The organism is Blattabacterium cuenoti (assembly GCF_014252455.1).
GTDB classification, from domain to species: Bacteria; Bacteroidota; Bacteroidia; order Flavobacteriales; family Blattabacteriaceae; genus Blattabacterium; species Blattabacterium cuenoti_R.
In genome coordinates this window covers 45,567-70,396 of record NZ_CP060245.1, presented here as the reverse complement: position 1 = coordinate 70,396, position 24,830 = coordinate 45,567, and the positions used below count along the sequence as shown (strand labels likewise).

Genomic DNA, 24,830 nt, shown 5'->3' with positions numbered 1-24,830 from the left:
AATTATCTATTTCAATTTTCTAACTTTTAACTTATAAGAAACATTAGGTTTTATTCCAAGAAAATCAAGAAGTTTATAATTTCTTGAATTTTTTATATTTTTTGAAATATAACTATTTTTATCATTAATATCTCCAAAAGTAATAGCATTTGTTGGACAAGAAATACTACAAGCAGTTTCAAATTCTTTATCTTTAATTTTCCTATTTTCTTTTTTTGCAATTCCAATAACAGATTGTGTCCTTTGTATACATAACGAACATTTTTCCATAATTCCTCTAGTTCTTACTACAACATCTGGATTTATTACCATTTTTCCTAGACTATTATTCATATAAAAGTCAAATTTTTGATTATTAGAATAATTAAACCAATTAAAACGTCTTACTTTGTAAGGACAATTATTAGCACAATAGCGTGTACCTATACAACGATTATAAGTCATCATATTTTGACCTTGTTCTCCATGAGTAGTCGCTCCAACTGGACATACTGTTTCACAAGGAGCATAATCACAATGTTGACACATGATAGGTAAAAATGAAACTTTTGGATTAAAAAAATTTTCTTTTTCTTTTTTTTTAGGATGATTTGAATAATATCTATCAATACGTAACCAATGCATATCTCTATATTTTCTAATTTCTTTTTTTCCTACTACAGGAACATTATTTTCTGAATGACAAGAAATTACACAAGCCCCACATCCAATACAAGAATTTAAATCTATAGATAAATGAAAATGATGACCTTTTTTTTCTATTTCTTGATTTTTTTTTTTCCAAATATCCATTTTTTCTATTGAAATCATTCCTTTATCAGTGAATATTTTTTCTTTGTTATTCCAAATTTTTTTAGGATACTTTAAAAAAGTATCTAAATCTATTTCTTTAGATAAATTTCTTCCTACTGTTGTATTTTGTAATTGTACACAAGAGAATTTATGTATTTTATTGGTTTTTTTTATTTTTATATCATTTTGGATACAATTAAAATTTTTGTATAAAAAATAAGCATTTTTTCCTTGACAAATTTTAGATAATTTTCCTTTTTTTTGTCCATATCCAAAAGATATTCCTATAGATCCTATCCCTTGTCCAGGTTGTATGTATATAGGAATATCTTTCATTAAAATTTTATTATTTTTTATTAAATCTACACAATCCCCATTCATAGCTCCATGAATGGTATACCAATTTTTAAGTCCTATTTTTTTGGCATCATAATAGGATATAGTTAGATAATTCTCCCAAGTTGTACGTGTAATAGGATCTGGAAATTCTTGTAACCAGGGATTATCATATTGATGTCCATCTCCTATATTGATTTTGGTATATAATTTAAGTTCAAAATTTTTGGAAAAATATTTTTTTTCATTTATATGAATTTTTTTTTTAGAAATCCATAAATTATTATTAATTTTAAGTTTTTCTTTTTTTTCAATTACTCCATGAAATAAAGCTTCATTAAAAGATGTCACATTTGATTTTGGTATAATTTTTCTTTCCCAAATATTTTGTAAATAATTGTAATAATTTTTTTCTTTAATATTCCCCCATTTTATTAAAGATTCTTGAAGCTGTCTTGTATTAAATAAATTTTGAATAGTTGGTTGAATTAAAGTATAAATTCCTGTAATAGGATTAGTATCTCCCCAACTTTCAAGCCAATGAGGAATAGGAGCCCATACATCCATCATTTCATGGGTTTCATTTTTTTTCATAGAAAAAGAAATAGTAATTGGAATTTTTTTTAAAATTTCTTTTTCTATAAATGGAAAACTATATAAGGGATTAATATTATGAATCAATAAAGCTCCAATTTTTTCAGTTTTTAAATCTTTAATAAAATTTTTAAATTGTAAATCATTACTTTCTTTTGATAAAATAAATTTTTTATTTTTAAAAGCATTACTATGAATTTTTTTATTTATTAAAAAAGATAAAATATATGCTTCCTTACTCCCATCTGCAAAAATTACACATTTTGATCCTTTTTCTTTAATTAAATTAGTTATTTGTATAACTTCTTTATTTTTAGAATCTATTTCAAAAAATAGTTTTTGATATACTTCAAATAACATTTTTTGTATATCTGTGGGTTTTTTTGAAATACGGATATCTGCATTAGATCCAGATAATGACATATTACTTTCTATCTGAATATGTTGTAACATTGATGCTTTTGGTTTTTTATTTTTTACATAAGATTTACTAATATTTTCTGGACTCCAATCTACTAAAAAATCAGCATCAAAAGATACTATTAATTCCGTTTTAGATAAATCAAAAAGTGGAAAACCTCGATACCCCAATATTTCTTCTGCAGCATCTAAAGCTTTTGAATATGATATAGCATCATAAGTAATCCATTTAGTATTTGGATATTCTTTTTTAAAATCTTTAACTAATTGTTTTGTTGAAAAACTTGGATAAGAAGAAGAAAGAATGACTATATCTTTTTTTATTTTTGATATTTTTTTTAAAACAGAAATTACATAATGATCTATTGTATTCCAAGAACATTTCTTTCCTTTTAAAAAAGGATTTTTTAATCTTGTTTCATCATAAAGAGATAATAAAGAAGATTGAATTCTAACAGAAGTTGTATTAAAGTATGGAGAAGTTAAATTAGGTTCTATTTTTATAGGACGACCTTCTCTAGTTTTAACTAAGACACATCCAATATCAAAAGAATCTATCATTGTAGAAGCATAATAAGTAGGAACACCTGGAGTTATTTCTTCTGGTTTAACAATATAAGGAATAGATTTTATTACTGGACCTTTACATGCAGCTAAAGTAACTGAAGCTGTACTAAATCCTATCCATTTCAGAAAATCTCGTCGAGATGTTTTATTTTTTAATAATTTTTTTAAAGAAAAATTTTTCTTTTTTTGAGAAGAAAGATAAATTATATTTTCTTTTTTATTTGATTTCATCATGAATAATAATTTAGTTATACGAATAATCTTTTTTTAAAAAAATTAATAATGACATTTTATACATTCTGTTCCTCCAATCATATCTATAGTAATTTTTTTTTCTTTTTTTATAAAATCTGAAAAATATTTTTTATAATATTGATTATTAATATTTACTTCTGTATTTTTATGACAAGAAATACACCATTCCATAGTAAAATCGTTAGACATTTCCACCTTATCCATATTTTGAACATCTCCATGACAAGCTTGACAAATTAAATCTACTTTTTTATATTTTTGTATCATTTTTTTTCCAGTTATTATATGTTGAGAATGATCAAAATGAACAAAATCAGGCATGTTATGGATACGAACCCATTTAATAGGATAAGTTTTTTTAGAATATTCTCTATTTTTTGGATCCCACCCTACTGAATGATAAATTTTTTGTATTTCTTTATTATATTCATTAATATTTTTTCCTTTTTCAATATAATCTCCTTTATATTCATTAATAGTAATATGACAATTCATACAAATATTAGCTGAAGGAATTCCAGATACTTTACTATATTTAGCGGTAGAATGACAATATTGACAATCAATTTTATTAATTCCAGAATGTATTTTATGAGAAAAATCAATTGGTTGTTCTGGTTTATATCCTCTATTTACATCAATTTTCATTAAAAATATCCATACTCCATATGTCCCTAATATGAAAAAAACGCCTATAAAAAAAGATAAAAAATACCAATTTTTCTTTTTTTTTTCTAAAAAATGATATAAAAAAAAGATAATGGATTTTTTTTTTTTTTCTTTTTTATAAGATTATCATTAATAAATAATTTAGTAAGAATTTGTATTTTATATAAAATACAAAGTATAATAATAAATAAAAGACTAAGTCCAAAAATAATTATTTTTATGAAAAATTTATGATCTTTTTTTAATGATATTTTATTTTCTTTATATTCATCATCAATATTAAGATGATTTTCTTTTTTTTTTACAACAATAGGATTTTGAATATAAGATAAAATATCATCAACTTTTTGTTCATTTAATTGAGGAAAAGTATTCATTTCTAAATTTCCATATTCTTTATAAATAGATAAAGCTTCTTTATCTCCACTTTCTCTCAAAGATTTATTATTAATAATCCATTTATGTAACCATTCTCTACTTCTTTTTTCTGTTACTCCAGATAAAGGTGGACCTATAATTTTTTGATTTAAAGAATGACAAGATGTACAATTTTTTTTAAAAAGGTCAGCTCCCTTTTCAGAATTTCCTTCTATATTTTTTGCATCTATTATTAGAAGAAAAAAAGAAAAGAAAAAAAGAAAATTTTTCATAATCGTATAGATGAATGACTTTATAATAAAAAACAAAAATAGAATAAAAGAAAAAAATTACATTTTTTTGAAAAAAAAATTCGTAAATTTCTTTTTTTAATTTTTAACTTTATTGATTATTAAAGTTAAGTGTATATGTATGAATAAAATTACTTTATTATTTTTTTTAATTATTATAATAATATTTAATCATTTGAAAGCTAATCAATTATATAAAATAAAATTTTTAGAAGAAAAATTATCAAATGGATTACATGTGATCTTACATCAAGATAATATGAATCCTTTAGTTGCTATCTCTGTGGTTTATCATGTTGGAACTAAAGATGAAGATCCTGGAAAATCTGGTTTTGCTCATTTTTTTGAACATCTTATGTTTGAAGGATCTAAAAATATTAAGAAAGGAGAATTTTTTAAATTTATAGCTTCTAATGGAGGAAAAAATAATGCGTATACTAATCATGATGAAACTTGTTATTATGAAGTATTGCCCTCTGATCGTCTTCCTTTAGCTTTATGGTTGGAATCTGAAAGAATGCTTCATGCTAAAATAGATGAAGAAAGTATTAATATACAAAGAGAAGTAGTAAAAGAAGAAAAAAAAATGCAAATTGAAAATCAACCATATGCAATAGCTATTTCAGAGATTATTCCTTCTTTATTATTTAAAAAACACCCTTATAAATATCCTATTATTGGATTTGAAAAAGATTTAAATACGGCTACAGAAAAAGATTATAATAATTTTTATAAAAATTATTATGTTCCAAATAATGCTACTTTAGTGGTAGCAGGGGATTTTGATCTGAAAGAAGCTAAAGAATTGATTAATCAATATTTTTCTACAATTCCTAAAGGAAAAATAAATATTCATAGAAAAAAAATAAAAGAATTACCTATTAAAGAAGAAATTTGTTCAAAATATAAAGATAAAAATACTAAAGTTCCTGGAGTTTTTTTATCATATAGATTACCAAATCTAGTTCATAAAGATTCTTATGTTTTGAAAATGATTGATCATATTCTTTCATCTGGAGAAAGTTCAAGAATAATGAAAAATGTAGTAAATAAAAAACAATTAGCTGCTTATGCAGGATCTTTTTTAGATTCTATGGAAGATTATGGTATTTTTATTATATACGGATTAACCAATCCTGGAGTACATTTAGATCAGTTAACTAAAGAAATAGATGAAGAAATAGAGAATTTAAAAGAAAAAGGAATTACACAATATGAATTAGAAAAACAAAAAAATTTTTTTGAAAAAAAATTTCTTTTTAAAAATTATTCTATGATTGGAATAGCTGCGAATTTAAATCATTATTATTTGTATCACAAAAATACTAATTTAATTAATACTGATTTAGAAAAATATCATTCTATATCTGTAGACGATATTAAAAGAGTGGCTAATAAATATTTGAATAAAAATTGTAGAGTCCGTTTATATAATGTTCCAAATAATTAAATTTAAAAAAATTATTTTTATTATAATAATTAATATTTTTTGTCATATCAATATGTTTTCTAAAATAGTAAGAAATACACCCCCTAAGTCTTTAAATAGAAAAATGGTTATTAATTTAGATGAACCACATTTTTTTAAACTGAAAAATGGATTAAAAGTTTTAGTAGTAGAAAATCATAAACTTCCTTTAGTGAGAATAGGATTAGAATTGGATTATATTCCTTTTTTAGAAAAAGATAAAGCTGGAATAAAAAAAATTTTTGGAAAAATGCTTCGCTCTGGAACCAAAAATTATTCTAAAGAAAAATTAGATGAAATTATTGATCATCTTGGAACTACATTATATACTTCTTTTTCAGGAATATCTATTTCTACTTTAAAAAAACATTTAGAAAAATCTATTTCTATTATGAGTGATATATTAATGAATAGCAAATTTGATAATTCTAAAGAATTAGAAAAAATAGTTAAACATCAAATAATAAATCTCAATTTATCAGAAAAAGATCCAAATGCTATTTTACATAGAGTACGAAACATTTTATATTTTGGTAAAAATCATCCTTATGGAGAATATGAAACCTATGATACTATAAAAAATATTACTCTTAAAGATTTACAAAAATTATATAAAAAATATTATATTCCAAATATCTCTTATCTTTCTTTTGTAGGCGATATTGATTTAAACGAAGCTAAAAAATTATGTGAAGATTATTTTTCTCAATGGAAAAAGAATATTTTTTATCATAAACAAAAAAAAATAAAACAAATCACTCCATCTCCAAAAATGGAAATAGATATAGTGGATATTCCATCTTTAACTCAATCTACAATTTGTTTTGGAGGTCCAGTAATTTTAAAAAAAAGTGATTCTTCATATTTTTCTTCTATTTTATCTAATGGAATTTTAGGAGGAGGACCTCAAAGTCGTTTATTTTTAAATCTTAGAGAAAAAAAAGCTTATACATATGGGGCTTATTCCGTTTTAAAATCAGATAAAAATATAGGATATTTTTCCGTTTATACTCAAGTAAGAAATAAAGTAACAGATAAAGCTGTTATAGATATAATAAAAGAAATAAAAAATATAATAACTAATAAAGTAAATATTGAAGAATTAAAGATTAAAAAAAAAGAAATAAGTGGTCAATTTATTCTAGATTTAGAAGATTCTAATATAATTAGTGATTTGTTTATTAGTGAATTAAAAAATAATTTATATAGTGGTTTTTATAAAAAATATTTAAAAAATATTGAATCTGTTACAATATCTAATGTTTATTTTTTTTGTAAAAAATTTTTTTCTATCAAAAAAGGTAGAATTTTAATTATTGGAAAATCAAAAGAAATTTTACCGAATTTAAAAAAATTAGGTTATCCTATTCATTTTTTTGATAAATTTGGAAATATTTTAAAATAAATATAATGAATGAAGATCATTCTTCTTTAGAAGATCATATTATATCTGTATTAAAAAATATATATGATCCAGAAATATCAGTAGATATATATGAATTGGGATTAATTTATGATATACAAATTTCTCTTAAAAAAGAGGTAAAAATTCTTATGACTTTAACTACTTCTAATTGTCCAGTAGCTGATAGTTTTCCTCTATTAGTAAAAGAAAAAATTCAATCCATTAAAGGTATTAAAAAGGTTAATGTAATTTTAACATTTGATCCACCTTGGTGTAAAGAATTTATGAGCGAAGAAGCTCGTTTAGAACTTGGAATGTTATAAAAATTTTAAATATGAGTCTTTTTAGTTTATTATTTTATGGATTATTAATTCTTTTAATATTATCTTTTTTTTCTAATTTTATTTTCATAGTTCATCAAGAAACAGCTTCTATTATAGAAAGATTAGGTAAATTTCATAGTATTCGTCTTGCTGGATTTCATTTTAAAATTCCCATAATAGATAATATAGTTGGAAGATTAACATTAAAAATTCAACAATTAGATATTATTGTGGATACAAAAACTAAAGATAATGTTTTTGTAAAAGTAAAAATATCGGTACAATTTCAAGTTATTAAAAATAAAGTATATGAAGCTTTTTATAAATTAGATAATTCTCTTTCTCAAATTACTTCTTATATATTCGATGTAGTTAGAGCTGAAGTTCCTAAAATGCGTTTAGATGATGTTTTTGAAAGAAAAGATTATATAGCTATTGCTGTAAAAAGAGAAATAGAAGGAGCTATGTTAAATTATGGATATTCTATTATTAAAGCATTAGTTACAGATTTAGATCCTGATGAAAAGGTAAAACATGCTATGAATAGAATTAATACTGCGGAAAGAGAAAAAGTAGCAGCGGAATATCAAGCTGAGGCTGATAGAATTAAAATTGTAGCAAAAGCTAAAGCAGAAGCTGAAAGTAAAAAATTACAAGGAAAAGGAACAGCGGATCAAAGAAGAGAGATTGCTAGAGGAATATTAGAATCTGTAGAAGTTTTAAATAATGTTGGAATTAATTCACAAGAAGCTTCTGCTTTGATTGTTGTAACTCAACATTATGATACTCTTCAATCTATGGGAGAAAATACAAATACTAATTTAATTTTATTACCTAATTCTCCAGGATCTGCTAGTGAAATGTTAAATAATATGATTACTACTTTTAATATATCTAGTAAAATAGGAGAATCTATTAAAAATAAAAACAATAGTAATAAAAATAATAATAGTAAAAAAATTAAATAATAAAATTCAAAAAATCCATGAAATTAATAGGAATAGTTAAAAAATTATTTGATATTCAAAAATTTAATAGCGGATTTAGAAAAAGAGAAATGGTACTTACTACAGAAGAACCATATCCTCAAAATATATTGATAGAATTTATTCAAGATAAAGTAGATTTATTAAAATTTATCAAAAAAGAAGATAAAATAAAAGTTTTTATTAATATTAGAGGAAGAGAATGGACTAATCCAGAAGGAATTATAAAATATTTTAATTCTATTCAAGGATGGAAAATTGAGGAATTACAATCACTATCTTTAGATCATTCTCATTCAAAAAAAACATCTACTTCATCTTTATCATCTGAAGATTTTGATGATTTACCGTTTTAGATTTTTTTTCTTATAAAAGATTATAATTGAACAATATTTGATAAATAATATCTTTTTTAATATTCCATTTACGGGAAGGAGAATATTCTTTTCCATAAGAAATAATTTGAAGATGTAATTTTTTCCAATATTTTTTTGGAAAAATATTTTTAGCATCATTTTCTGTTTGTTTGATATTTTTTCCATTACTTAATTTCCAACGAAACATCATTCTATGTATATGTGTATCTACAGGAAATACCGGAATATTTGTTATATAAGATAAGAAAACAGATGCGGTTTTGTGTCCAACACCAGGTAAAGATTCTAATTTAGAGATATCTTTCGGAATAATTCCATCATATTTTTCTATTAAAATAATGGATAAATAATAAATATTTATAGATTTTTTATTATAAAGTCCAATTTTTTTAATATAATTTTTAATATTATTTACAGATAAATCAATAATATCTTGAGGTTTTTTAATAAAATTAAACCAATGTCTTGTTAATTGATTTACTTTTTTTTCTTGACTATTAGAAGTTAATATTATAGCTATAAGTAAAGTAAATTCATTTATATAATATAATGAACTAATGGGATTAGGATAAATTAAATTTAAGGTATCTATAATAATTTTTATTTTTTTTTTAAACATATATTTTTAATAACAATTTTAATATTATTTTTTTTTTCATTCATTTTCAATATAATTGTATCTCCTTTTTTTAAAGTTTCATTAATAATACATTCAGATATAGGATTTTTGATAAATTTTTCTATTACTCTTTTTAATGGACGAGCTCCATATTCTTTATCAAAACCTTTTTTTTGAATAAATTTTTCTACATTATATTGTAAAATTAATTTATATCCTAAGTTTAATAATTGAATATTTATTTTTTCTAATTCTATATGAGTTATTCTATAAATATCTTTTTTTTGAAGAGAATTAAAAAGAATAATATCATCTATTCGATTTATAAATTCTGGAGAAAAAGTTTTTTTTAATACTTTTTCTAAATAATTTTTAGATTTATTATATTTTATCGCTTTAGTATAAAAACCTATTTCTGTACGAAATACTTTGAATTTTTGTGTTTCTGTATTAGATGTAAAAATAATAACAGTATTCTTAAAATTTATTTTTCTTCCAATACTATCTGTAACACATCCATAATCAAGTATTTGTAATAGGATATTAAATACTTCAGGATGTGCTTTTTCTATTTCATCTAATAAAATTACAGAATATGGTTTACGACGGATCACTTCTGTAAGTTGTCCTCCTTCTTCATATCCAACATAACCAGGAGGTGCTCCAATTAATCTAGAAACAGAAAATTTTTCCATATATTCACTCATATCAATACGAACTAATGATTCTTCAGAATTAAATAATTCTTTAGAAAAAACTTTTGCTAAATAAGTTTTTCCTACTCCTGTACTACCCATAAAAAGAAAAGATCCTATTGGACAATTAGGATCTTTTAATCCTGTTCTATTTCTTTTTACAGCTTTTACAATTTTATCTATAGCTTCATCTTGTCCTATAATTTTTTTTTTTAGAAAATCCGTCATTTTATTTAATTTTTTCATTTCAGCTTTAGCAATCCTATTTACTGGAATTTCACTCATCATAGAAACAACTTCTTCTACATTTTCTACAGACACTATTTCTTTATTTTCTTTAGAATATTTTTCCCAATTTTTTTGTGCTTTAATTAATTGTTTTTCAATATTTTTTTCTGTATCTCTAAGACGAGCTGCTTCTTCATATTTTTGATTTTTAACTACTTTAGATTTTTTTTTACGAATATTTTCTAATTCTTTTTCTATAAAAATAATTTCTTGTGGAACTTTAATATTTTTTATATGAACACGAGATCCTGATTCATCTAATGCATCAATAGCTTTATCTGGTAAAAAACGATCTACAATATATCTTTCTGTTAAATTTACACATGCTTTAATAGCTTCTGTAGTATAAATAACATTATGATGACTTTCATATTTTACTTTTATTTTTTTTAAAATATCAATAGTTTCTTTTTCTGAAGAAGGGTGTACTATAATTTTTTGAAACCTACGTTCTAAGGCTCCATCTTTTTCTATATATTGTCTATATTCATTTAATGTAGTAGCTCCAATACATTGAATATCCCCTCTTGCTAATGCTGGTTTAAATATATTAGAAGCATCTAAAGATCCTGTGGTCCCTCCAGCTCCAATGATAGTATGAATTTCATCTATAAAAAGAATTAAATCTTTGTTTTTTTCTGATTCATTTATAATAGCTTTCATTCTTTCTTCAAATTGTCCTCTATATTTAGTTCCAGCTACTAAACTAGCTAAATCTAAAAAAACTACTTTTTTATTATATAAAACTCTAGAAACTTTTTTTTTAACAATACGTAAAGCTAAACCTTCCACAATGGCAGATTTACCTACACCTGGTTCTCCTATAAGAAGAGGATTATTTTTTTTTCGTCTACTCAATATTTGAGATACACGTTCTAATTCTTTATCCCTCCCTACTACTGGATCTAATTTACCTTCTATAGCCATAGAATTTAAATTTTTTCCAAAATTATCTAATACTGGAGTTTTACTTCTTGTAGAAGTTCCTCCATAATAACTACTACTATATCCACTGCCTCTTCCTCCAGTTCCACTAGATCCACTACTACCATAAGAAGAAGTATAACTATCATTCTCCATATCTTCATTTGAATAAGTAGAAGTAAAAAAAATTCTTTTTTTATTATTGAAAATAATAACCATTTATTATAAAAATCATAAAAAATTTAAAAAAAGATAAAATATCTCTTTCATTTGTACAAATAAATAAAAAAATAATTTATATAATTTTTTAAGATGACATTTTTAAATGTAATTTTTCTATTAATTTATCTACAAATTTATTTTTATTAGATAATAAATTGTATTTTTTAATTGGAGAGTTTTCTAATCCTTTTGTAATAATTTTAAATTCTAAATTTATATTGTTTAATTTTTTTTTTAAAAATTTTCTAAAATAAGTTTGTATTAAAAAAAATTCATTATTCTCTAATTGAGAAGGAATGATAAAAAATATTTTATTTGTATCAATATGAAATTGTATTTCATTGATTAATAATTTTAAATAAATAGGATTAATTTTTTTAGAAAATTTATCTATAAAATTTTTCCAATTTTCTTTTAAAAATTGTATTTTTTTATTTTTTGATTTATCATAATTGTTTAAATGATATAAATAAATATTATTAGATAATTGTATTAAATATATTTCTATTATTAATCTAGAAGAAAATTTATTATATTTAAATTCATTTTCCATACAACAACAAATTTTTAAAGATTTAATTAAAAAAAATATAGATATTTTTTTTGCTTGTTGTATATAAGATTCTATAATGTTTTTTTTAAATTTTAAACTAAAAATAGTTTCAGGATCTTTAGCTAATAATAAATTTCTAAAATGTTGAGTTAAACTTTTTATAAAAATTAAATAATTAATTCCTTTTTTGAAAATTTTATCTATTAATATTAATATTTTAGAAATTTTATGATTAAATAAATCATCTACTATTTGAAAATAATAATTATTATCTAAAACTCCTAATTTATTCATAATTAATTTTTTAGATATAATTGTTTGTTCATATAATGTAAATTTATCTAAAATCGATAAAGCTTCCATTATAGATCCATTTACATATTTAGAAATAAAAAATAAAGCTTCATTGTCTATTTTTATTCCTTCTTTTTTTACAATATATTTTAAGTATAAATAAATTTTTTTTAAAGAAATAGGTTGAAAATCATAAATTTTACCACATGTTATTATAGAATCTAATATTTTATTTTTTTCTTGTAGACATATAATAAATAATATATGTAAAGGTGGGTTTTTTATTATTTTAATAATAATGTTAAAAAATTCTGTAGAAAAAGAATATATATCATTTACAATACATATATTATATTTTCCTTTTTTTGGATATAAACGTAGTTTATTGATAATACGAAAAAGATCTTCTTTAGTTGTTGTTAATAAACCGTTAATTTCAAATATATTAAAAAAATCATTTTCTTCTGCTATAGAAGAAGAAAAGTGATTTAATTCTTTAGCAAAAATTTTTGCACATGTATTTTTTCCTACTCCTTTTGGACCTAAAAAGAATGAAATTTGAGATAAATAATTTTTTTTTATAACTTTTTTTAAAATAATTATAATATCTTTTTGTCCTACAACGTCATCCCATTTTATAGGTTGATATTTTTTAGTTAACATTATAGAAAAAAAATGGTTTTTATTCATTATGAATTTAATAAAATTTCTTTAATTTTATTCGCTGCTTCTTTTAAGGTATAAGTATAATAAATTGGTAATTTACTTTTTTCAAGTATTTTTTTTGCTCTATCCTCATTTGTTCCTTGTAAACGAACAATTATTGGAATTTTTATTGAATTTATTTTCTGATAATAATTAACAATTCCCTCTGCTACTGTATCACAACGAACAATTCCTCCAAATATATTTATTAATATCGTTTTTACCGATGGATCATTAAAAATAAGATAAAAAGCTTTTTCTACACGTTCTTTATTCGCTGTTCCTCCAATATCTAAAAAATTAGCTGGATGACCTCCACTATATTTAATCATATCCATTGTAGCCATAGCTAATCCAGCTCCATTAACCATGCATCCTACATTTCCTTCTAATTTTAAAAAATTTAATTTTTCTTGATTTTTTTTTTATCTATTAATGGAGTATAAACATATTTTTTATGACGAAATAAAGCATTATCATCTAATATCATTTTTATATCTACTGCTATAAATTGATCATTAAGTTTATTATAAATTAATGGGTTTATTTCTAATAATAAAGTATCACAAGATAAATAAGCTTGATAAAGAGAAAATAAAAAAGAATGGATATTTTTTTTTATTCCTAAATTTAATCCAATTTTTCTAGATTGAAATAATTGTAAACCTAAACCTGTATCTATTTCTTCTATAAATATTTTATTTGGATATTTTTTAGATATTTCTTCTATATCTATACCTCCTTCTTTAGAATATAAAATAACATTTTTTTCAATATCACGATTAAATAATATTGATAAATAATATTCTTTAGGTTTATTAGAAAAGGTTGTTTTTTTTATATAATCATTATTATAAACATCTTCAGAAATAAGAATTTTACGAACTAATTTTCCTTTTTTTGAAGTTTGTGGGGTAATTAAATATCTTCCTAAAAGATTTTTTGATATTTTATATATTTCTTCTAAAGTTTGAACTATTTTTATTCCTCCACTTTTTCCTCTACCACCTGCATGTATTTGAGCTTTAATAATTAAGGATTTTTTTTGGGTTTTTTTAAATAAAATTTTTCCAGCTTGAACAGCTTCTTCTGGGGTAGTAGCTATGATTCCGTCAGGAACCTTAATAGAAAAGGATTTTAATATTTCTCTCCCCTGAAATTCATGTAAATTCATTAATAATAGTTTTTAAAAATAGTAAATTTAAATTAAAAATCATTTATTTTTTTCAAACATTTTTTTATTTTTTGAATGATAAGATTTTTCAATTTAGATAAAATATGATTCAAGCTAAAAATATTTAGTATATTATCATTTTTTCAAAATTAAAAGTAAATATCTTAAAATAAGATGATGTATTGTATTATTATAAAGTATAATAATTAGGATTAGTATCAGAAAAAAATAGTTTAAAAAAAACTTTAATTAAAAAAATAGGTTTTATTTTTTTTCGCCTCAACTTATACCTGATAAGGTCCCCCAAAAAATTTTTTCTTCCAAATTATAATAATAATATGTTAAAAACATATCTAAAAAATTATTGAATAAAATATTAATAAATAAAAATATGAATAATTATATATGTATGGTAAAATAAAGAATTTATGTATATAGAGTATCAATTAAGGATCATAAAATTATTTTTTTAAATGAACATTTCGGAAAAAAAATATAAAAAACGAAAATAAATTCCATAACTGTTATCATTTAAAATTAACGAATATGACTGATTAAAATAAAAAAATGAAATATTAATATAAATAAGAAAAATGCTTTTAAATAATCAACTTACTATTAAACATAAAATAAAAAAATCTAAAAATAAAAAAAATCCTCCACTTTTTTTAATGATACATGGATATGGAAGTAATGAAAATGATTTGTTTTCTTTAAAAAAAGATCTTCCAGAAGATTTTTTTTTAATTAGTATTCAAGGTTTTTATTCAATTGGTATGAATAAATATTCTTGGTATGATATTGATTTTGATAATAAAAAACAATTTATAAATATTGCACAAGCGAAAAATACTATTCAAAAAATATCTTTTTTTATAGATGAAGCTATTAAAAAATATAAATTAAATAAAAATCAAGTATGGGTTTGTGGATTTAGTCAAGGAGCTATTCTTAGCTATGCTATTGCATTTAAAAAACCTGATAAAATAAAAAATATAATAGTTTTAAGTGGATATTTAGAAAAAAATTTAATTACAACAAAAGAAATGAAAAATATTGTTGATACAAAATTAAAAATTTTTATTTCTCATGGTAAATATGATACAATTATTCCTATACAATTAGCTAAAAAAAGCTTTAATTTTTTGAAAAATTATAAAAATATTCATTTTTTTTATAAAGAATATGAATCAGGTCATAATTTGAATAATTATAATTATCAAGATCTTATCAATTGGATAAAAAAAAATATAAAAACTTTTTAAAAAAAAATGAAAAAATCTACGAAAATAATTTTATTCATATTGATATTAATAGGATCTATTTATGCATTTTTTTATAAAAAAAATTTATGTGGAATAATTTTATTTTTAATAAGCTTATTTCCTATTTTTTTTATTTTTAGAAATGAATTTTTATTATTAGCATTTTTTAAAATAAAAAAAAAAAATATAAAAGGATTAAAAAAATGTTTAAAATCAATAAAAAATCCAAAATTACAATTAACTAAAAATCAAATAGCTTATTATTATTTTTTATATGGAATTGTATATTCAGAAAGTAATATTATTAAATCTGAGAATTATATGCAAAAAGCTTTATATTTAGGGTTAAAATTTAAACAAAATATAGCTATTGCTCAATTAAATTTAGCAATAGCTTCTTTATCAAAAGGTCATAAAAAAAAAGCAGAATTTTTATTATTGGAAGCTAAAAAAAAAGATATTCATGGATTATTACATGATCAAATTAAAATAATAAAAAATAAAATGAAAAATATTGGTTATAAAAATAGACCTAATCCTTATTTTAGAAATAAATATTAAAAATTAAAACGAATAATCCATATTCCTGTATTTAAATACCCCCCTTCATTATAAATTTTTTTATAATGATATTTACTTAATAAACCGATAAAATTCCTTTTTTCTATATTTTTAAATAAATCAATATTATTAAAAAGTCTTTCTAAAATATCATAAGTTAAATCAAATCCTAATAATTGATATTTATTTAAATTTTTTCCAAATTTTTTTTTAAAAAGAGAAAATATTTTTGATTTTTTTTGATTAAAATGATATTTTGTTGTAAAAATAAATTTATATTTTTTTAATAAAGGTATATTTTGATAATAAATTTCATTATAACCTATTCCAAAAGTTTTTATTTTTTTTGTAGAAAAAAATTTTATAAAATTTATAAAATTTTTACCCAAAAAATAATCTCCTCCTAAAAAAACATAAAAAAATGGAGTATTTTTTAATGAAGATAATTGAAAATTTTTATTTAAAAAAAAAATTTGGAAATTTTCATTCCATTGTAATAATTGTTTTTTTATATTAAATACTATTTTTTTCGATTTTTTCGTACCTATTAAATATAATGTATTAATTTTTTCTTTTTTAGAAAAAAATTTTATTTTTTCTAAAATAGGTTGTATAAGAAAAAAATCTTTTACTTCAGATTGAATAACATTAGGATAATTATTTAATATTTCAGAATTTACAAATGGAGAAATAATAGGAATCTTAGGTTTTTGTTTAGCTACTACTTCTAAAGAAGAACGAAAAAAAGGACCTATAATCGCATGTATATTATTAAAATTATATGTATGTATAAATTTTTTTATTCTATTTATTTTATTTTTTGTATCAAAAACTAAAATATTTATTTTTTTTTTTTAGATAATAAATCACTAGCATATTTAGCTCCAAGATAAAAAGATAAAGCGTTTTTTTCTATTTTTTGTTGATATTTTGATTTTTTTTCATTATTTATTAATAATGGTAACATAAAAATTAAATTAATTGTAGTAGGATTTGATATTGGCTTTATTATATATTGAAATCCTAAATTTTTTTTATATAATTTTTTTTTTAAAAAATTATAATTTTTTGATATTGTTTCTTTTTTTAAAAAAAAATTTATTGTTCTTTTTTGATAATTATATGCAAATATTGTATTTGCATAAAAAAGAAAAAAGAAAAAAGAAAAAAAAATTGAAAAAATTGATTTCATATTTTTTTATTTTTAAATTCATAATTCTAATTTTTTAGAAATATTTTCACTTCCATTCATTAAAAATTTTATAGGATTTTCTAGAGCTTCTTTAACAGATATTAAAAATCCAACAGATTCTTTTCCATCAATAATTCTATGATCATAAGAAAGTGCTAAATACATAATAGGACGTATATGTACAGATTCATTAATGACAACAGGTCTTTCTATAATTTTATGCATTCCTAAAATAGCACTTTGAGGTGGATTAATTATTGGAGTAGAAAGCATAGATCCAAATACACCTCCATTTGTAATAGTAAAAGTTCCTCCTGTCATTTCATCTATCGATATTTTTCCATTACGAACACGTATAGATAATTTTTTAATTTCTTGTTCTATTCCCCGAAAAGATAAATGTTCAGCGTTTCTAATTATAGGCACCATTAATCCTTTAGGGCCTGATATTGCTATACTAATATCAAAATATTCAAAATTAATTTTATCTTCTCCTACAATCATAGCATTTATATCTGGATATAAATATAAACCTCTAATACAAGAAAGAGTAAAAAAAGACATAAACCCTAAATTTACTCCATGTTTTTTTTTAAAAATTTCTTTATATTTTTTTCTTATTATAAATATTTCATGCATATCCACTTCATTAAAAGTCGTTAGCATCGCCGTTTGATTTTTTACATTTACTAATCTTTCAGAAATTTTTTTTCTTATAGATGATAGAGGTGTTTTTATCATTGATCTAGACATGGGTGTAGGTCTTCCCATAATAGGAGAGGATGGAGAGTATTCTAAATTATCTTTTTGAAATAAAAAACAATCTTTTTTGGTAATTCGTCCATCTTTTCCAGTTCCTTTAATAGAATCAATAGAAATATTTTTTTCTTTTAAAATTTTTTTTGCTGCTGGGGAAGGAATTTTTTTTTCAATTAATACAGGAATATTCTTATTTTTTTTTATTTTTTTTTCATGCGAATTTAATTTTTTTGTTTTTTTATTATCATGTTTTTGAATCGAAGTATCTATAAAACAAATAATCTCTCCAACTTTTATTTTTTCCCCTTTTTTTACTATTAAGGTAATCACTCCATTTTCTTCTGCAGTAATGTCTAAAGTTGCTTTATCTGAATCTATTTCAGCTATAATTTGATTTTTATAAACATAATCTCCATTTTTTACAAGCCATGAGGAAACTTCGATTTCTGTAATTGATTCCCCTGGAGAAGGAACTTTAACTTTTATTATCATATGAAATTTAAAATATTTTTTTTATAAAAAAGCTGTTTCTAAAATTTTATTTTTAATTTTTAAAAATTCTGTATAAGATCCTGTAGATGGACTAGAATTTTCATTTTGAGAAATTAAATGAAAGGGGATTTTATTTCCTATTTTTCTTAAAATAAAACTCCATATTCCCATATTTTCTGGTTCTTCTTGAACCCAAAAAACTTTTTTTGTGTTTTTATATTTTTTTAAAATATTTAAAATATTTTTATCTTTTAAAGGATATATTTGTTCTAAACGAATTAAAGCTGTTTTTGTATCTTTCATTAATTTTTTTTGATTTAATAAATCATAATATATTTTTCCAGAACAAAAAATTAATTTTGTTATTTTTTCAATATTATTAATTAATGGATCATCTAAAATTTCTTTAAATTCTCCTTTAGATAATTCTTCTAAAGAAGATATACATTTAGGATGACGAAGTAAACTTTTAGGTGTAAAAACTATAAGTGGTTTTCTAAAATGAAATTTTATTTGTCGTCTTAATAAATGAAAAAAATTAGCTGGAGTTGTACAATTTACTATAAACAAATTATTATTTGCACATAATTGGAGATAACGTTCTATTCGTGCAGAAGAATGTTCTGGTCCTTGCCCTTCATATCCATGAGGAAGAAATAATACAATTCCATTTCTAATTTTCCATTTATTTTCACCAGATGCAATATATTGATCTATAATAATTTGACATCCATTACTAAAATCACCAAATTGAGCTTCCCATATAGTTAAAGTATTTAGAGAATACATAGCATATCCATAATCAAATCCCAATACACCATATTCTGAAAGTGGAGAATTATAAATTTGTATTTTTCCTTGTTTTTTATGAATATTATTTAATAAAATAATATCTTCTTCTTCTTCAGTTTTTATAATTGCATGACGTTGAGAAAAAGTACCCCTTGCAACATCTTCTCCTGATAAACGAATATTAATACCTTCATATAAAAGAGTTCCATATGCTAATAATTCTGCTATACTCCAATCTACTAATTGTTGATTATTTATTTTCTCTAATCTTTGTTGAAAAAGTAATTTTGTTTTTTTAAAAAATTTTTTATTCTTAGGAAGAGAAAAAATATTATTAGAAATTTTTAAAATTTTTTTTAAGGAAAATTTAGTATTTACTTTTTTAAAAATTTCATGATTATCATATACAATAGGAATATTTTTCCATTCTTCTTCTAAAAAAGAATGAAAAACGTTCCATTTCATATTTTTTGATTTTTCATATTCTAAATGAAGAATTTTTTCATATTTTTTTTCCATTTTTTTGATATATGCTGAATTAATAATTCCTTCATTTTTTAATTTTTCTTTATATAAATTATATGAATTAGGATGTTTAGAAATTATTTTATATAACTCAGGTTGAGTAAAACGTGGTTCATCGCCTTCATTATGTCCATATTTTCTATATCCTATCAGATCTATAAAAATATCTTCATGATAATACATTCTAAAATCTATAGCAAAATGAATGGCTCGTATAATAGATTCTATATCATCTGCATTAATATGTAATACAGGAGAAAATATGATTTTTGCTATATCAGTACAATAAAGACTAGAACGAGCTTCCGTAGGATTTGTAGTAAAACCTATTTGATTATTAATTACAATATGAATTGTTCCTCCTGTTTGATATCCTTTTAATTTAGATAATTGTAAAACTTCATATACAATTCCTTGACAAGATAAAGCAGCATCTCCATGAATTAAAATAGGAATAATTTTTTTAGAATTACTATTATTATTATAATGTCTATCTATTTTAGAACGGGTTATTCCTTCTACAATAGCATCTACAGATTCTAAATGTGATGGATTTGGGACTAAACTTATTTTTATAGATTTTCCATTTATAATTTTTTTAATTTTTGTAAAACCTAAATGATATTTAACATCCCCTGAAAATATTTTTTCTTGATATTCTTTTTCTTGAAATTCACTAAAAATATGAGAAATTTTTTTTTTAAAAAAATTGGAAAGAAGATTTAAACGTCCTCTGTGAGACATTCCTATAATAAAATCTTCTGTTCCATATTTATTATAAGGATATTCTATAATTTCTTCTAATGCTGGTAATATAGATTCATTCCCTTCTACAGAAAATCTTTTTTTACCTATAAATTTAGTATGAATAAAATTTTCAAATGCAACGGCTTCATTCAATTTTTTTAAAAAAAATTTTTTCTTTTCTATAGAAAATTTTAATATTTCTGTTTGAAACCATTTTTCAATCCATTCTATTTTTTTAGAATCTAAAATATACATATATTCAATCCCAATAGAATTACAATAAATATTTTTTAAATGATGAATGATATTTTTTAATGATGTTTTTCCAATTCCTATTAATTTTCCTACTTCAAATTTTAAATAAAGGTCTTTATCTGATAAGTAAAATTTTTTTAAATCTAAAGAAGAATAATTATTTATTTTTTTTTGTATAGGATTAGTAATCAACAGATGCCCTCTTTTTCTAAAATATTGAATTAAATTATAAACTAAAAATTCTTTATTAATAATTTGATTATCTTTAATAAAAGATTCTTTATCTATTTTTTCATTAAAATCAAATCCATAAAAAAAAGCACACCAACTAGGTTCTACTGAATTAGGATTTTTTCTAAATTTTTTATATATAGATTCTATATCCTTAACATGAATAGCGTTCAGAAAAGAATATCTATCACTCATATACTATTTTTTTATTTATCAAATTTAAACAATTTAAGAATCTATCAAAGTGAAATCATTTTTTGATTTAAAGTTTTTATATATTGATTCATTTCTTTACAAATTAAATTTAAACCATCTATATGATTTCCTATCGCCATAGAAAAAAAAGCTGTTCCCCAACATTTTCCTTTTATATAATCTGTCATTTTATATATAATTTTATTAGCATGAATATTTTTTATTTTTTTAATAATAGAATCTGAAATAGATAAAAAAATTATAGGTTTATTTTTTTGAATAAATCCTACTATCATAAAAAGATTAGATAGAGAAAATCGTAAATCTAAAACAATTTTTTTCATTATTTTAATATCTAAATCTTTTTTTTTATTAGAAGAAATATCACATATATATCTAATAACAGATAATTGAACAGATTTTAATAAATATTCTTTTTTTAAAGTTTTTATTTTTTGATAATTATTTTTTTCTATTTCTTTTTTCAATCTTTGATTTTTTTTTTGTAAAAAAAGAAAACTATTTATAGGAGATTCCGGATATTTCATCATCATTTTTAATGATTGATATTGAAAATGAATAGATTTTAAATATTTAATAGCTACCATTGAAGTAATAGCCTTAATTCTTCTTATTCCATAAGATATAGATGAATCTGATAAAATTTCAAAAATTTGAATTAATCCAGTATTTTTTACATGTGTTCCAATACATAATTCAGATGATTCTCCAAAAGTTACTATACGTACTTTATTTTGATAGTTTACATTATATTTATATCCTTTTTGTATTGCTTCTTTTAAAGAAATAAAACGTTCTTCTTTTAAAGGAAGATTAGAAAATATTAATTCTTGAACGAATAATTCTATTTTTTTTAATTCTTCTATAGTAATTTTTTGATAATGAGAAAAATCAAATCGTAAATAATCTTCACTAATATATGATCCTTTTTGTTGAATATGTGTTCCTAAAATTTTTTTTAAAGAAAAATTCAATAAATGTGTTGCTGTATGATTTTTTTCAATGTCTTTTCTCCTATTTTTATTTACTATAGCTTGAAAATAAGAATAAATCTTAGAAGGAAGTTTTTTAACAATATGTATAATAATAGAATTTTCTTTTTTTGTATTTTGAATATAAATTTTATCTATATTATTTTTTATCAAACCAGTATCTCCTAATTGTCCTCCTCCTTCAGGATAAAAAGGAGTTTTAGAAAAAACTAATTCATAATGAATATTCCCATATAAAATATTTTCAATTTTTCTATATTTTAATATTTTTATTTTACATTCTAAAAAATCATATCCTATAAAATCTTTATTTTCATTAAAAAATTTATGAGGATGAATAATAATCCAATCATTAATAATATTTTTTTCTTTTTTAGATCTTTTTTGTTGTTTTAATAAATTTTTTTGAAATTTTTTTTCATCTATTAATAAATGATTTTTTTCCGCTAACATTTTAGATAATTTTAAAGGAAATCCATATGTATCATATAATTGAAAAATACTTTTTCCATCTAATATTTTATTATTTTTTTCTTTATTTTTTGAAATTATATATTTAATTTTTTCATATCCTTTTTGAATAATTTTAAAAAAAGAATATTCTTCTTTTTCTATTATATATTGAATTTCTTTTTTTTTCTTTTCTAATTCAGGAAAATAATGATTCATTTTTAAAGAATCTACAAATTTATAAATAAAAGGTTTTTTTTTATTCAAATAACGAGTAGCATAAATAATAGATCGTCTTAAAAGACGTCTAATGACATATCCAGCTCCATTGTTGGATGGTAATTGCCCATCTGAAATAGAAAAAACAATTGATCTTAAATGATCCGCAATAATACGAATAGATACATCTTGATGAAATTCTTTTTTATATTTTTTACCTAAAGTATTTTTAATGTCTTTAATCAGAGGAAAAAAAATATCTGTTTCATAACTAGAAAATTTCTCTTGTAATACCATACATAATCTTTCTAATCCCATTCCTGTATCTACATGTTTAGTGGAAAGTTTTTTTAATGTCCCATCTGTTTTTCTAAAAAATTCTATAAAAACAATATTCCAAATTTCTATTACTTTAGGATGATTTTTATTAATTAAATATTTTCCATGAAATTTTTTTTTTTCTTCTTTATTACGTAAATCTATATGAATTTCAGTACAAGGGCCACAAGGGCCATTTGATCCCATTTCCCAAAAATTTTCTTTTTTTCCAAAAAATAAAATATGATTTTTATTAATGAATGATTCCCAATATTTTAAAGTTTCTTTATCCATAGATAATCCATCTTTTTCATCTCCAATAAAAATGGATATATAAATATTTTCTTTAGGAATATTATAAACTTTTATTAAAAGTTCCCATGCCCATTCTATAGCTTCTTTTCTAGAATAATCACCAAAAGACCAATTACCTAACATTTCAAACATAGTATGATGATAATGATCATATCCTACATTGTTTAAATCATTGTGTTTTCCAGATACTCTTAAACATTTTTGAATATTAACAATTCGTTTATATTGCGGTTTTTTATATCCTAAAAAATAATCTTTAAAAGGATTCATTCCTGCATTAATAAAAAATAAAGTAGGATCTTCTTTTAAAGTAATAGGAAAAGAAGGAATAATTTTATGTTTTTTTTTTTGAAAAAAATTGAGAAAAATATTTTTTATATGTTGATATTTCATATCATAATTATTTTTTTATTCTATATTTAGGAGATTGTTCTATAGAATCCATAATTTTTTCCATAATCATATCCGTAGTATCATTTTTTAAATCTAATTGAATAGGGGCTTTAAAACTCATTTTTTGTAAAACTCCTTTTTTTTTAATTTTAATTCCTTTTTTATCATAAGCTTTTTGAAATCCATCTATAACTATAGGAACTACAATAGGATTAAATTTTCTAATGACATGAACAATTCCTCTACGTCCAGGAGCAAAGGCTTTAGTAGTCCCTTGGGGAAAGGTAATTAACCATCCATCATTTAATGCCGTTCCCATACGAGTAATTTCCGAGATATCTACTGAACGATTTACTTTTTTATTTCCTTCTCTCCATGTTCTTCTTACAATAATAGCACCTGAATAAGTAAATAATTTTGTAAGAAAACCTTCATTCATAGTTTCTTTAGCTGCGACATAATATAAATTGACTTTGGGATTTAAAAGATAAATAGGATTATTTATGGTATTTATAAATCCATTTTTTACACTACCAAAAACGTGAAACATAGCAAAAACATCTGCAAAATAAGTTTGATGGTTAGAAACAAAAAGAACTCTTTTATCAGGAAGATCTTTAATATATTCAGTTCCTTTTAATTGTAATTTATTAAATCCATTATAACGATGATAAGAAATACACCCGAATGTAAAAATTAAAAAACGTTTTATAAAATGTAAATGACCAAATGCATCTCTGAATATAGTACTTCTTTTTTTTTTCAAATGTATTT

At 21.4% G+C, this 24,830-nt stretch carries 19 protein-coding genes and 1 pseudogene; 7 read left to right on the top strand and 13 right to left on the bottom strand.

Features of this window, described 5'->3' with window-relative positions; genetic code table 11:
• Window positions 1-6: 6 nt before the first annotated feature.
• The 3 genes from H0H56_RS00295 to H0H56_RS03025 form a co-directional block, all read right to left on the bottom strand.
• Window positions 7-2,943 (bottom strand): 4Fe-4S dicluster domain-containing protein, encoded by a 2,937-nt coding sequence (locus H0H56_RS00295; RefSeq protein ID WP_185873893.1) that lies wholly within the window; start codon window positions 2,941-2,943, stop codon window positions 7-9.
• 42 nt (window positions 2,944-2,985) lie between these two features.
• On the bottom strand, window positions 2,986-3,612 hold the full coding sequence (locus H0H56_RS03030; RefSeq protein WP_238858478.1) for a cytochrome c3 family protein: 627 nt from the start codon (window positions 3,610-3,612) through the stop codon (window positions 2,986-2,988).
• An 86-nt stretch (window positions 3,613-3,698) separates the two neighbouring features.
• Window positions 3,699-4,283: a c-type cytochrome gene (locus H0H56_RS03025; RefSeq protein WP_238858477.1), complete on the bottom strand. Its 585-nt coding sequence runs from the start codon at window positions 4,281-4,283 to the stop codon at window positions 3,699-3,701.
• A gap of 139 nt (window positions 4,284-4,422) precedes the next feature.
• Between H0H56_RS03025 and H0H56_RS00285 the strand changes: the two genes are divergently transcribed.
• From H0H56_RS00285 to H0H56_RS00265, 5 genes are read left to right on the top strand one after another with little or no spacing between them, the layout of a single operon-like run.
• Window positions 4,423-5,751, top strand: a complete 1,329-nt coding sequence (locus H0H56_RS00285; RefSeq protein ID WP_185873892.1) for a M16 family metallopeptidase — start codon at window positions 4,423-4,425, stop codon at window positions 5,749-5,751.
• The gene (locus H0H56_RS00280) at window positions 5,735-7,174 is read left to right on the top strand and encodes a M16 family metallopeptidase (protein WP_185873891.1); all 1,440 of its coding nucleotides are present in this window, start codon (window positions 5,735-5,737) and stop codon (window positions 7,172-7,174) included. The genes H0H56_RS00285 and H0H56_RS00280 overlap by 17 nt, the downstream gene beginning before the upstream one ends.
• 5 nt (window positions 7,175-7,179) lie before the next feature.
• Entirely contained in the window at window positions 7,180-7,497 is a 318-nt protein-coding gene (locus H0H56_RS00275; protein WP_185873890.1) for an iron-sulfur cluster assembly protein, read from the top strand.
• Window positions 7,498-7,508: 11 nt separating this feature from the next.
• The gene (locus H0H56_RS00270) at window positions 7,509-8,465 is read left to right on the top strand and encodes an SPFH domain-containing protein (RefSeq protein WP_185873889.1); all 957 of its coding nucleotides are present in this window, start codon (window positions 7,509-7,511) and stop codon (window positions 8,463-8,465) included.
• A 17-nt stretch (window positions 8,466-8,482) separates the two neighbouring features.
• Window positions 8,483-8,839: a DUF3127 domain-containing protein gene (locus tag H0H56_RS00265; protein ID WP_185873888.1), complete on the top strand. Its 357-nt coding sequence runs from the start codon at window positions 8,483-8,485 to the stop codon at window positions 8,837-8,839.
• A 10-nt stretch (window positions 8,840-8,849) separates the two neighbouring features.
• Here the strand turns inward: H0H56_RS00265 and H0H56_RS00260 are convergent, their stop codons facing one another.
• From H0H56_RS00260 to sucC, 4 genes and pseudogenes are all read right to left on the bottom strand, one after another.
• Window positions 8,850-9,479: an endonuclease III domain-containing protein gene (locus H0H56_RS00260; RefSeq protein WP_185873887.1), complete on the bottom strand. Its 630-nt coding sequence runs from the start codon at window positions 9,477-9,479 to the stop codon at window positions 8,850-8,852.
• Window positions 9,461-11,605 carry an ATP-dependent Clp protease ATP-binding subunit gene (locus tag H0H56_RS00255; protein ID WP_185873886.1) on the bottom strand — a complete coding sequence of 715 codons (2,145 nt, stop codon included), beginning with the start codon at window positions 11,603-11,605 and terminating at the stop codon, window positions 9,461-9,463. The genes H0H56_RS00260 and H0H56_RS00255 overlap by 19 nt, the downstream gene beginning before the upstream one ends.
• Window positions 11,606-11,693: 88 nt before the next feature.
• Window positions 11,694-13,145: a hypothetical protein gene (locus H0H56_RS00250; RefSeq protein ID WP_185873885.1), complete on the bottom strand. Its 1,452-nt coding sequence runs from the start codon at window positions 13,143-13,145 to the stop codon at window positions 11,694-11,696.
• Window positions 13,145-14,334, bottom strand: a pseudogene (sucC, locus tag H0H56_RS00245) (ADP-forming succinate--CoA ligase subunit beta). The gene H0H56_RS00250 and the pseudogene sucC overlap by 1 nt, the downstream one beginning before the upstream one ends.
• A gap of 593 nt (window positions 14,335-14,927) precedes the next feature.
• Between sucC and H0H56_RS00240 the strand changes: the two are divergent.
• Both H0H56_RS00240 and H0H56_RS00235 read left to right on the top strand, forming a co-directional pair.
• Complete coding sequence (locus H0H56_RS00240) at window positions 14,928-15,599, top strand: alpha/beta hydrolase (RefSeq protein ID WP_185873884.1); 672 nt, start codon at window positions 14,928-14,930, stop codon at window positions 15,597-15,599.
• Between the two features lie 6 nt (window positions 15,600-15,605).
• The gene (locus H0H56_RS00235; RefSeq protein ID WP_185873883.1) at window positions 15,606-16,160 is read left to right on the top strand and encodes a hypothetical protein; all 555 of its coding nucleotides are present in this window, start codon (window positions 15,606-15,608) and stop codon (window positions 16,158-16,160) included.
• Here the strand turns inward: H0H56_RS00235 and H0H56_RS00230 are convergent.
• The 6 genes from H0H56_RS00230 to H0H56_RS00205 all read right to left on the bottom strand — a co-directional run bounded on the left by H0H56_RS00230 (window position 16,157) and on the right by H0H56_RS00205 (window position 24,822).
• The gene (locus H0H56_RS00230) at window positions 16,157-16,549 is read right to left on the bottom strand and encodes a hypothetical protein (protein ID WP_185873882.1); all 393 of its coding nucleotides are present in this window, start codon (window positions 16,547-16,549) and stop codon (window positions 16,157-16,159) included. The two genes, H0H56_RS00235 and H0H56_RS00230, sit on opposite strands and share 4 nt — an antisense overlap.
• Window positions 16,550-17,001: 452 nt before the next feature.
• Window positions 17,002-17,352, bottom strand: coding sequence for a hypothetical protein (locus H0H56_RS00225; protein ID WP_185873881.1), 351 nt, complete (start codon window positions 17,350-17,352; stop codon window positions 17,002-17,004).
• A gap of 18 nt (window positions 17,353-17,370) precedes the next feature.
• Window positions 17,371-18,603: a 2-oxoglutarate dehydrogenase complex dihydrolipoyllysine-residue succinyltransferase gene (gene odhB, locus H0H56_RS00220; RefSeq protein WP_185873880.1), complete on the bottom strand. Its 1,233-nt coding sequence runs from the start codon at window positions 18,601-18,603 to the stop codon at window positions 17,371-17,373.
• Between the two features lie 21 nt (window positions 18,604-18,624).
• Entirely contained in the window at window positions 18,625-21,348 is a 2,724-nt protein-coding gene (locus H0H56_RS00215; protein ID WP_185873879.1) for a 2-oxoglutarate dehydrogenase E1 component, read from the bottom strand.
• Between the two features lie 44 nt (window positions 21,349-21,392).
• Window positions 21,393-24,056, bottom strand: a complete 2,664-nt coding sequence (alaS, locus tag H0H56_RS00210; protein WP_185873878.1) for an alanine--tRNA ligase — start codon at window positions 24,054-24,056, stop codon at window positions 21,393-21,395.
• A 7-nt stretch (window positions 24,057-24,063) separates the two neighbouring features.
• The gene (locus H0H56_RS00205) at window positions 24,064-24,822 is read right to left on the bottom strand and encodes a lysophospholipid acyltransferase family protein (protein ID WP_185873877.1); all 759 of its coding nucleotides are present in this window, start codon (window positions 24,820-24,822) and stop codon (window positions 24,064-24,066) included.
• Window positions 24,823-24,830 lie beyond the last annotated feature (8 nt).

What these genes read in the sequence shown, in the direction of transcription:
- H0H56_RS00295 (WP_185873893.1), bottom strand. Translation starts at nt 2,943, where the DNA reads ATGATGAAATCAAATAAAAAAGAAAATATAATTTATCTTTCTTCTCAA.
- H0H56_RS03030 (WP_238858478.1), bottom strand. Translation starts at nt 3,612, where the DNA reads ATGAAAATTGATGTAAATAGAGGATATAAACCAGAACAACCAATTGAT.
- H0H56_RS03025 (WP_238858477.1), bottom strand. Translation starts at nt 4,283, where the DNA reads ATGAAAAATTTTCTTTTTTTCTTTTCTTTTTTTCTTCTAATAATAGAT.
- H0H56_RS00285 (WP_185873892.1), top strand. Translation starts at nt 4,423, where the DNA reads ATGAATAAAATTACTTTATTATTTTTTTTAATTATTATAATAATATTT.
- H0H56_RS00280 (WP_185873891.1), top strand. Translation starts at nt 5,735, where the DNA reads ATGTTCCAAATAATTAAATTTAAAAAAATTATTTTTATTATAATAATT.
- H0H56_RS00275 (WP_185873890.1), top strand. Translation starts at nt 7,180, where the DNA reads ATGAATGAAGATCATTCTTCTTTAGAAGATCATATTATATCTGTATTA.
- H0H56_RS00270 (WP_185873889.1), top strand. Translation starts at nt 7,509, where the DNA reads ATGAGTCTTTTTAGTTTATTATTTTATGGATTATTAATTCTTTTAATA.
- H0H56_RS00265 (WP_185873888.1), top strand. Translation starts at nt 8,483, where the DNA reads ATGAAATTAATAGGAATAGTTAAAAAATTATTTGATATTCAAAAATTT.
- H0H56_RS00260 (WP_185873887.1), bottom strand. Translation starts at nt 9,479, where the DNA reads ATGTTTAAAAAAAAAATAAAAATTATTATAGATACCTTAAATTTAATT.
- H0H56_RS00255 (WP_185873886.1), bottom strand. Translation starts at nt 11,605, where the DNA reads ATGGTTATTATTTTCAATAATAAAAAAAGAATTTTTTTTACTTCTACT.
- H0H56_RS00250 (WP_185873885.1), bottom strand. Translation starts at nt 13,145, where the DNA reads ATGAATAAAAACCATTTTTTTTCTATAATGTTAACTAAAAAATATCAA.
- H0H56_RS00240 (WP_185873884.1), top strand. Translation starts at nt 14,928, where the DNA reads ATGCTTTTAAATAATCAACTTACTATTAAACATAAAATAAAAAAATCT.
- H0H56_RS00235 (WP_185873883.1), top strand. Translation starts at nt 15,606, where the DNA reads ATGAAAAAATCTACGAAAATAATTTTATTCATATTGATATTAATAGGA.
- H0H56_RS00225 (WP_185873881.1), bottom strand. Translation starts at nt 17,352, where the DNA reads ATGAAATCAATTTTTTCAATTTTTTTTTCTTTTTTCTTTTTTCTTTTT.
- odhB (WP_185873880.1), bottom strand. Translation starts at nt 18,603, where the DNA reads ATGATAATAAAAGTTAAAGTTCCTTCTCCAGGGGAATCAATTACAGAA.
- H0H56_RS00215 (WP_185873879.1), bottom strand. Translation starts at nt 21,348, where the DNA reads ATGAGTGATAGATATTCTTTTCTGAACGCTATTCATGTTAAGGATATA.
- alaS (WP_185873878.1), bottom strand. Translation starts at nt 24,056, where the DNA reads ATGAAATATCAACATATAAAAAATATTTTTCTCAATTTTTTTCAAAAA.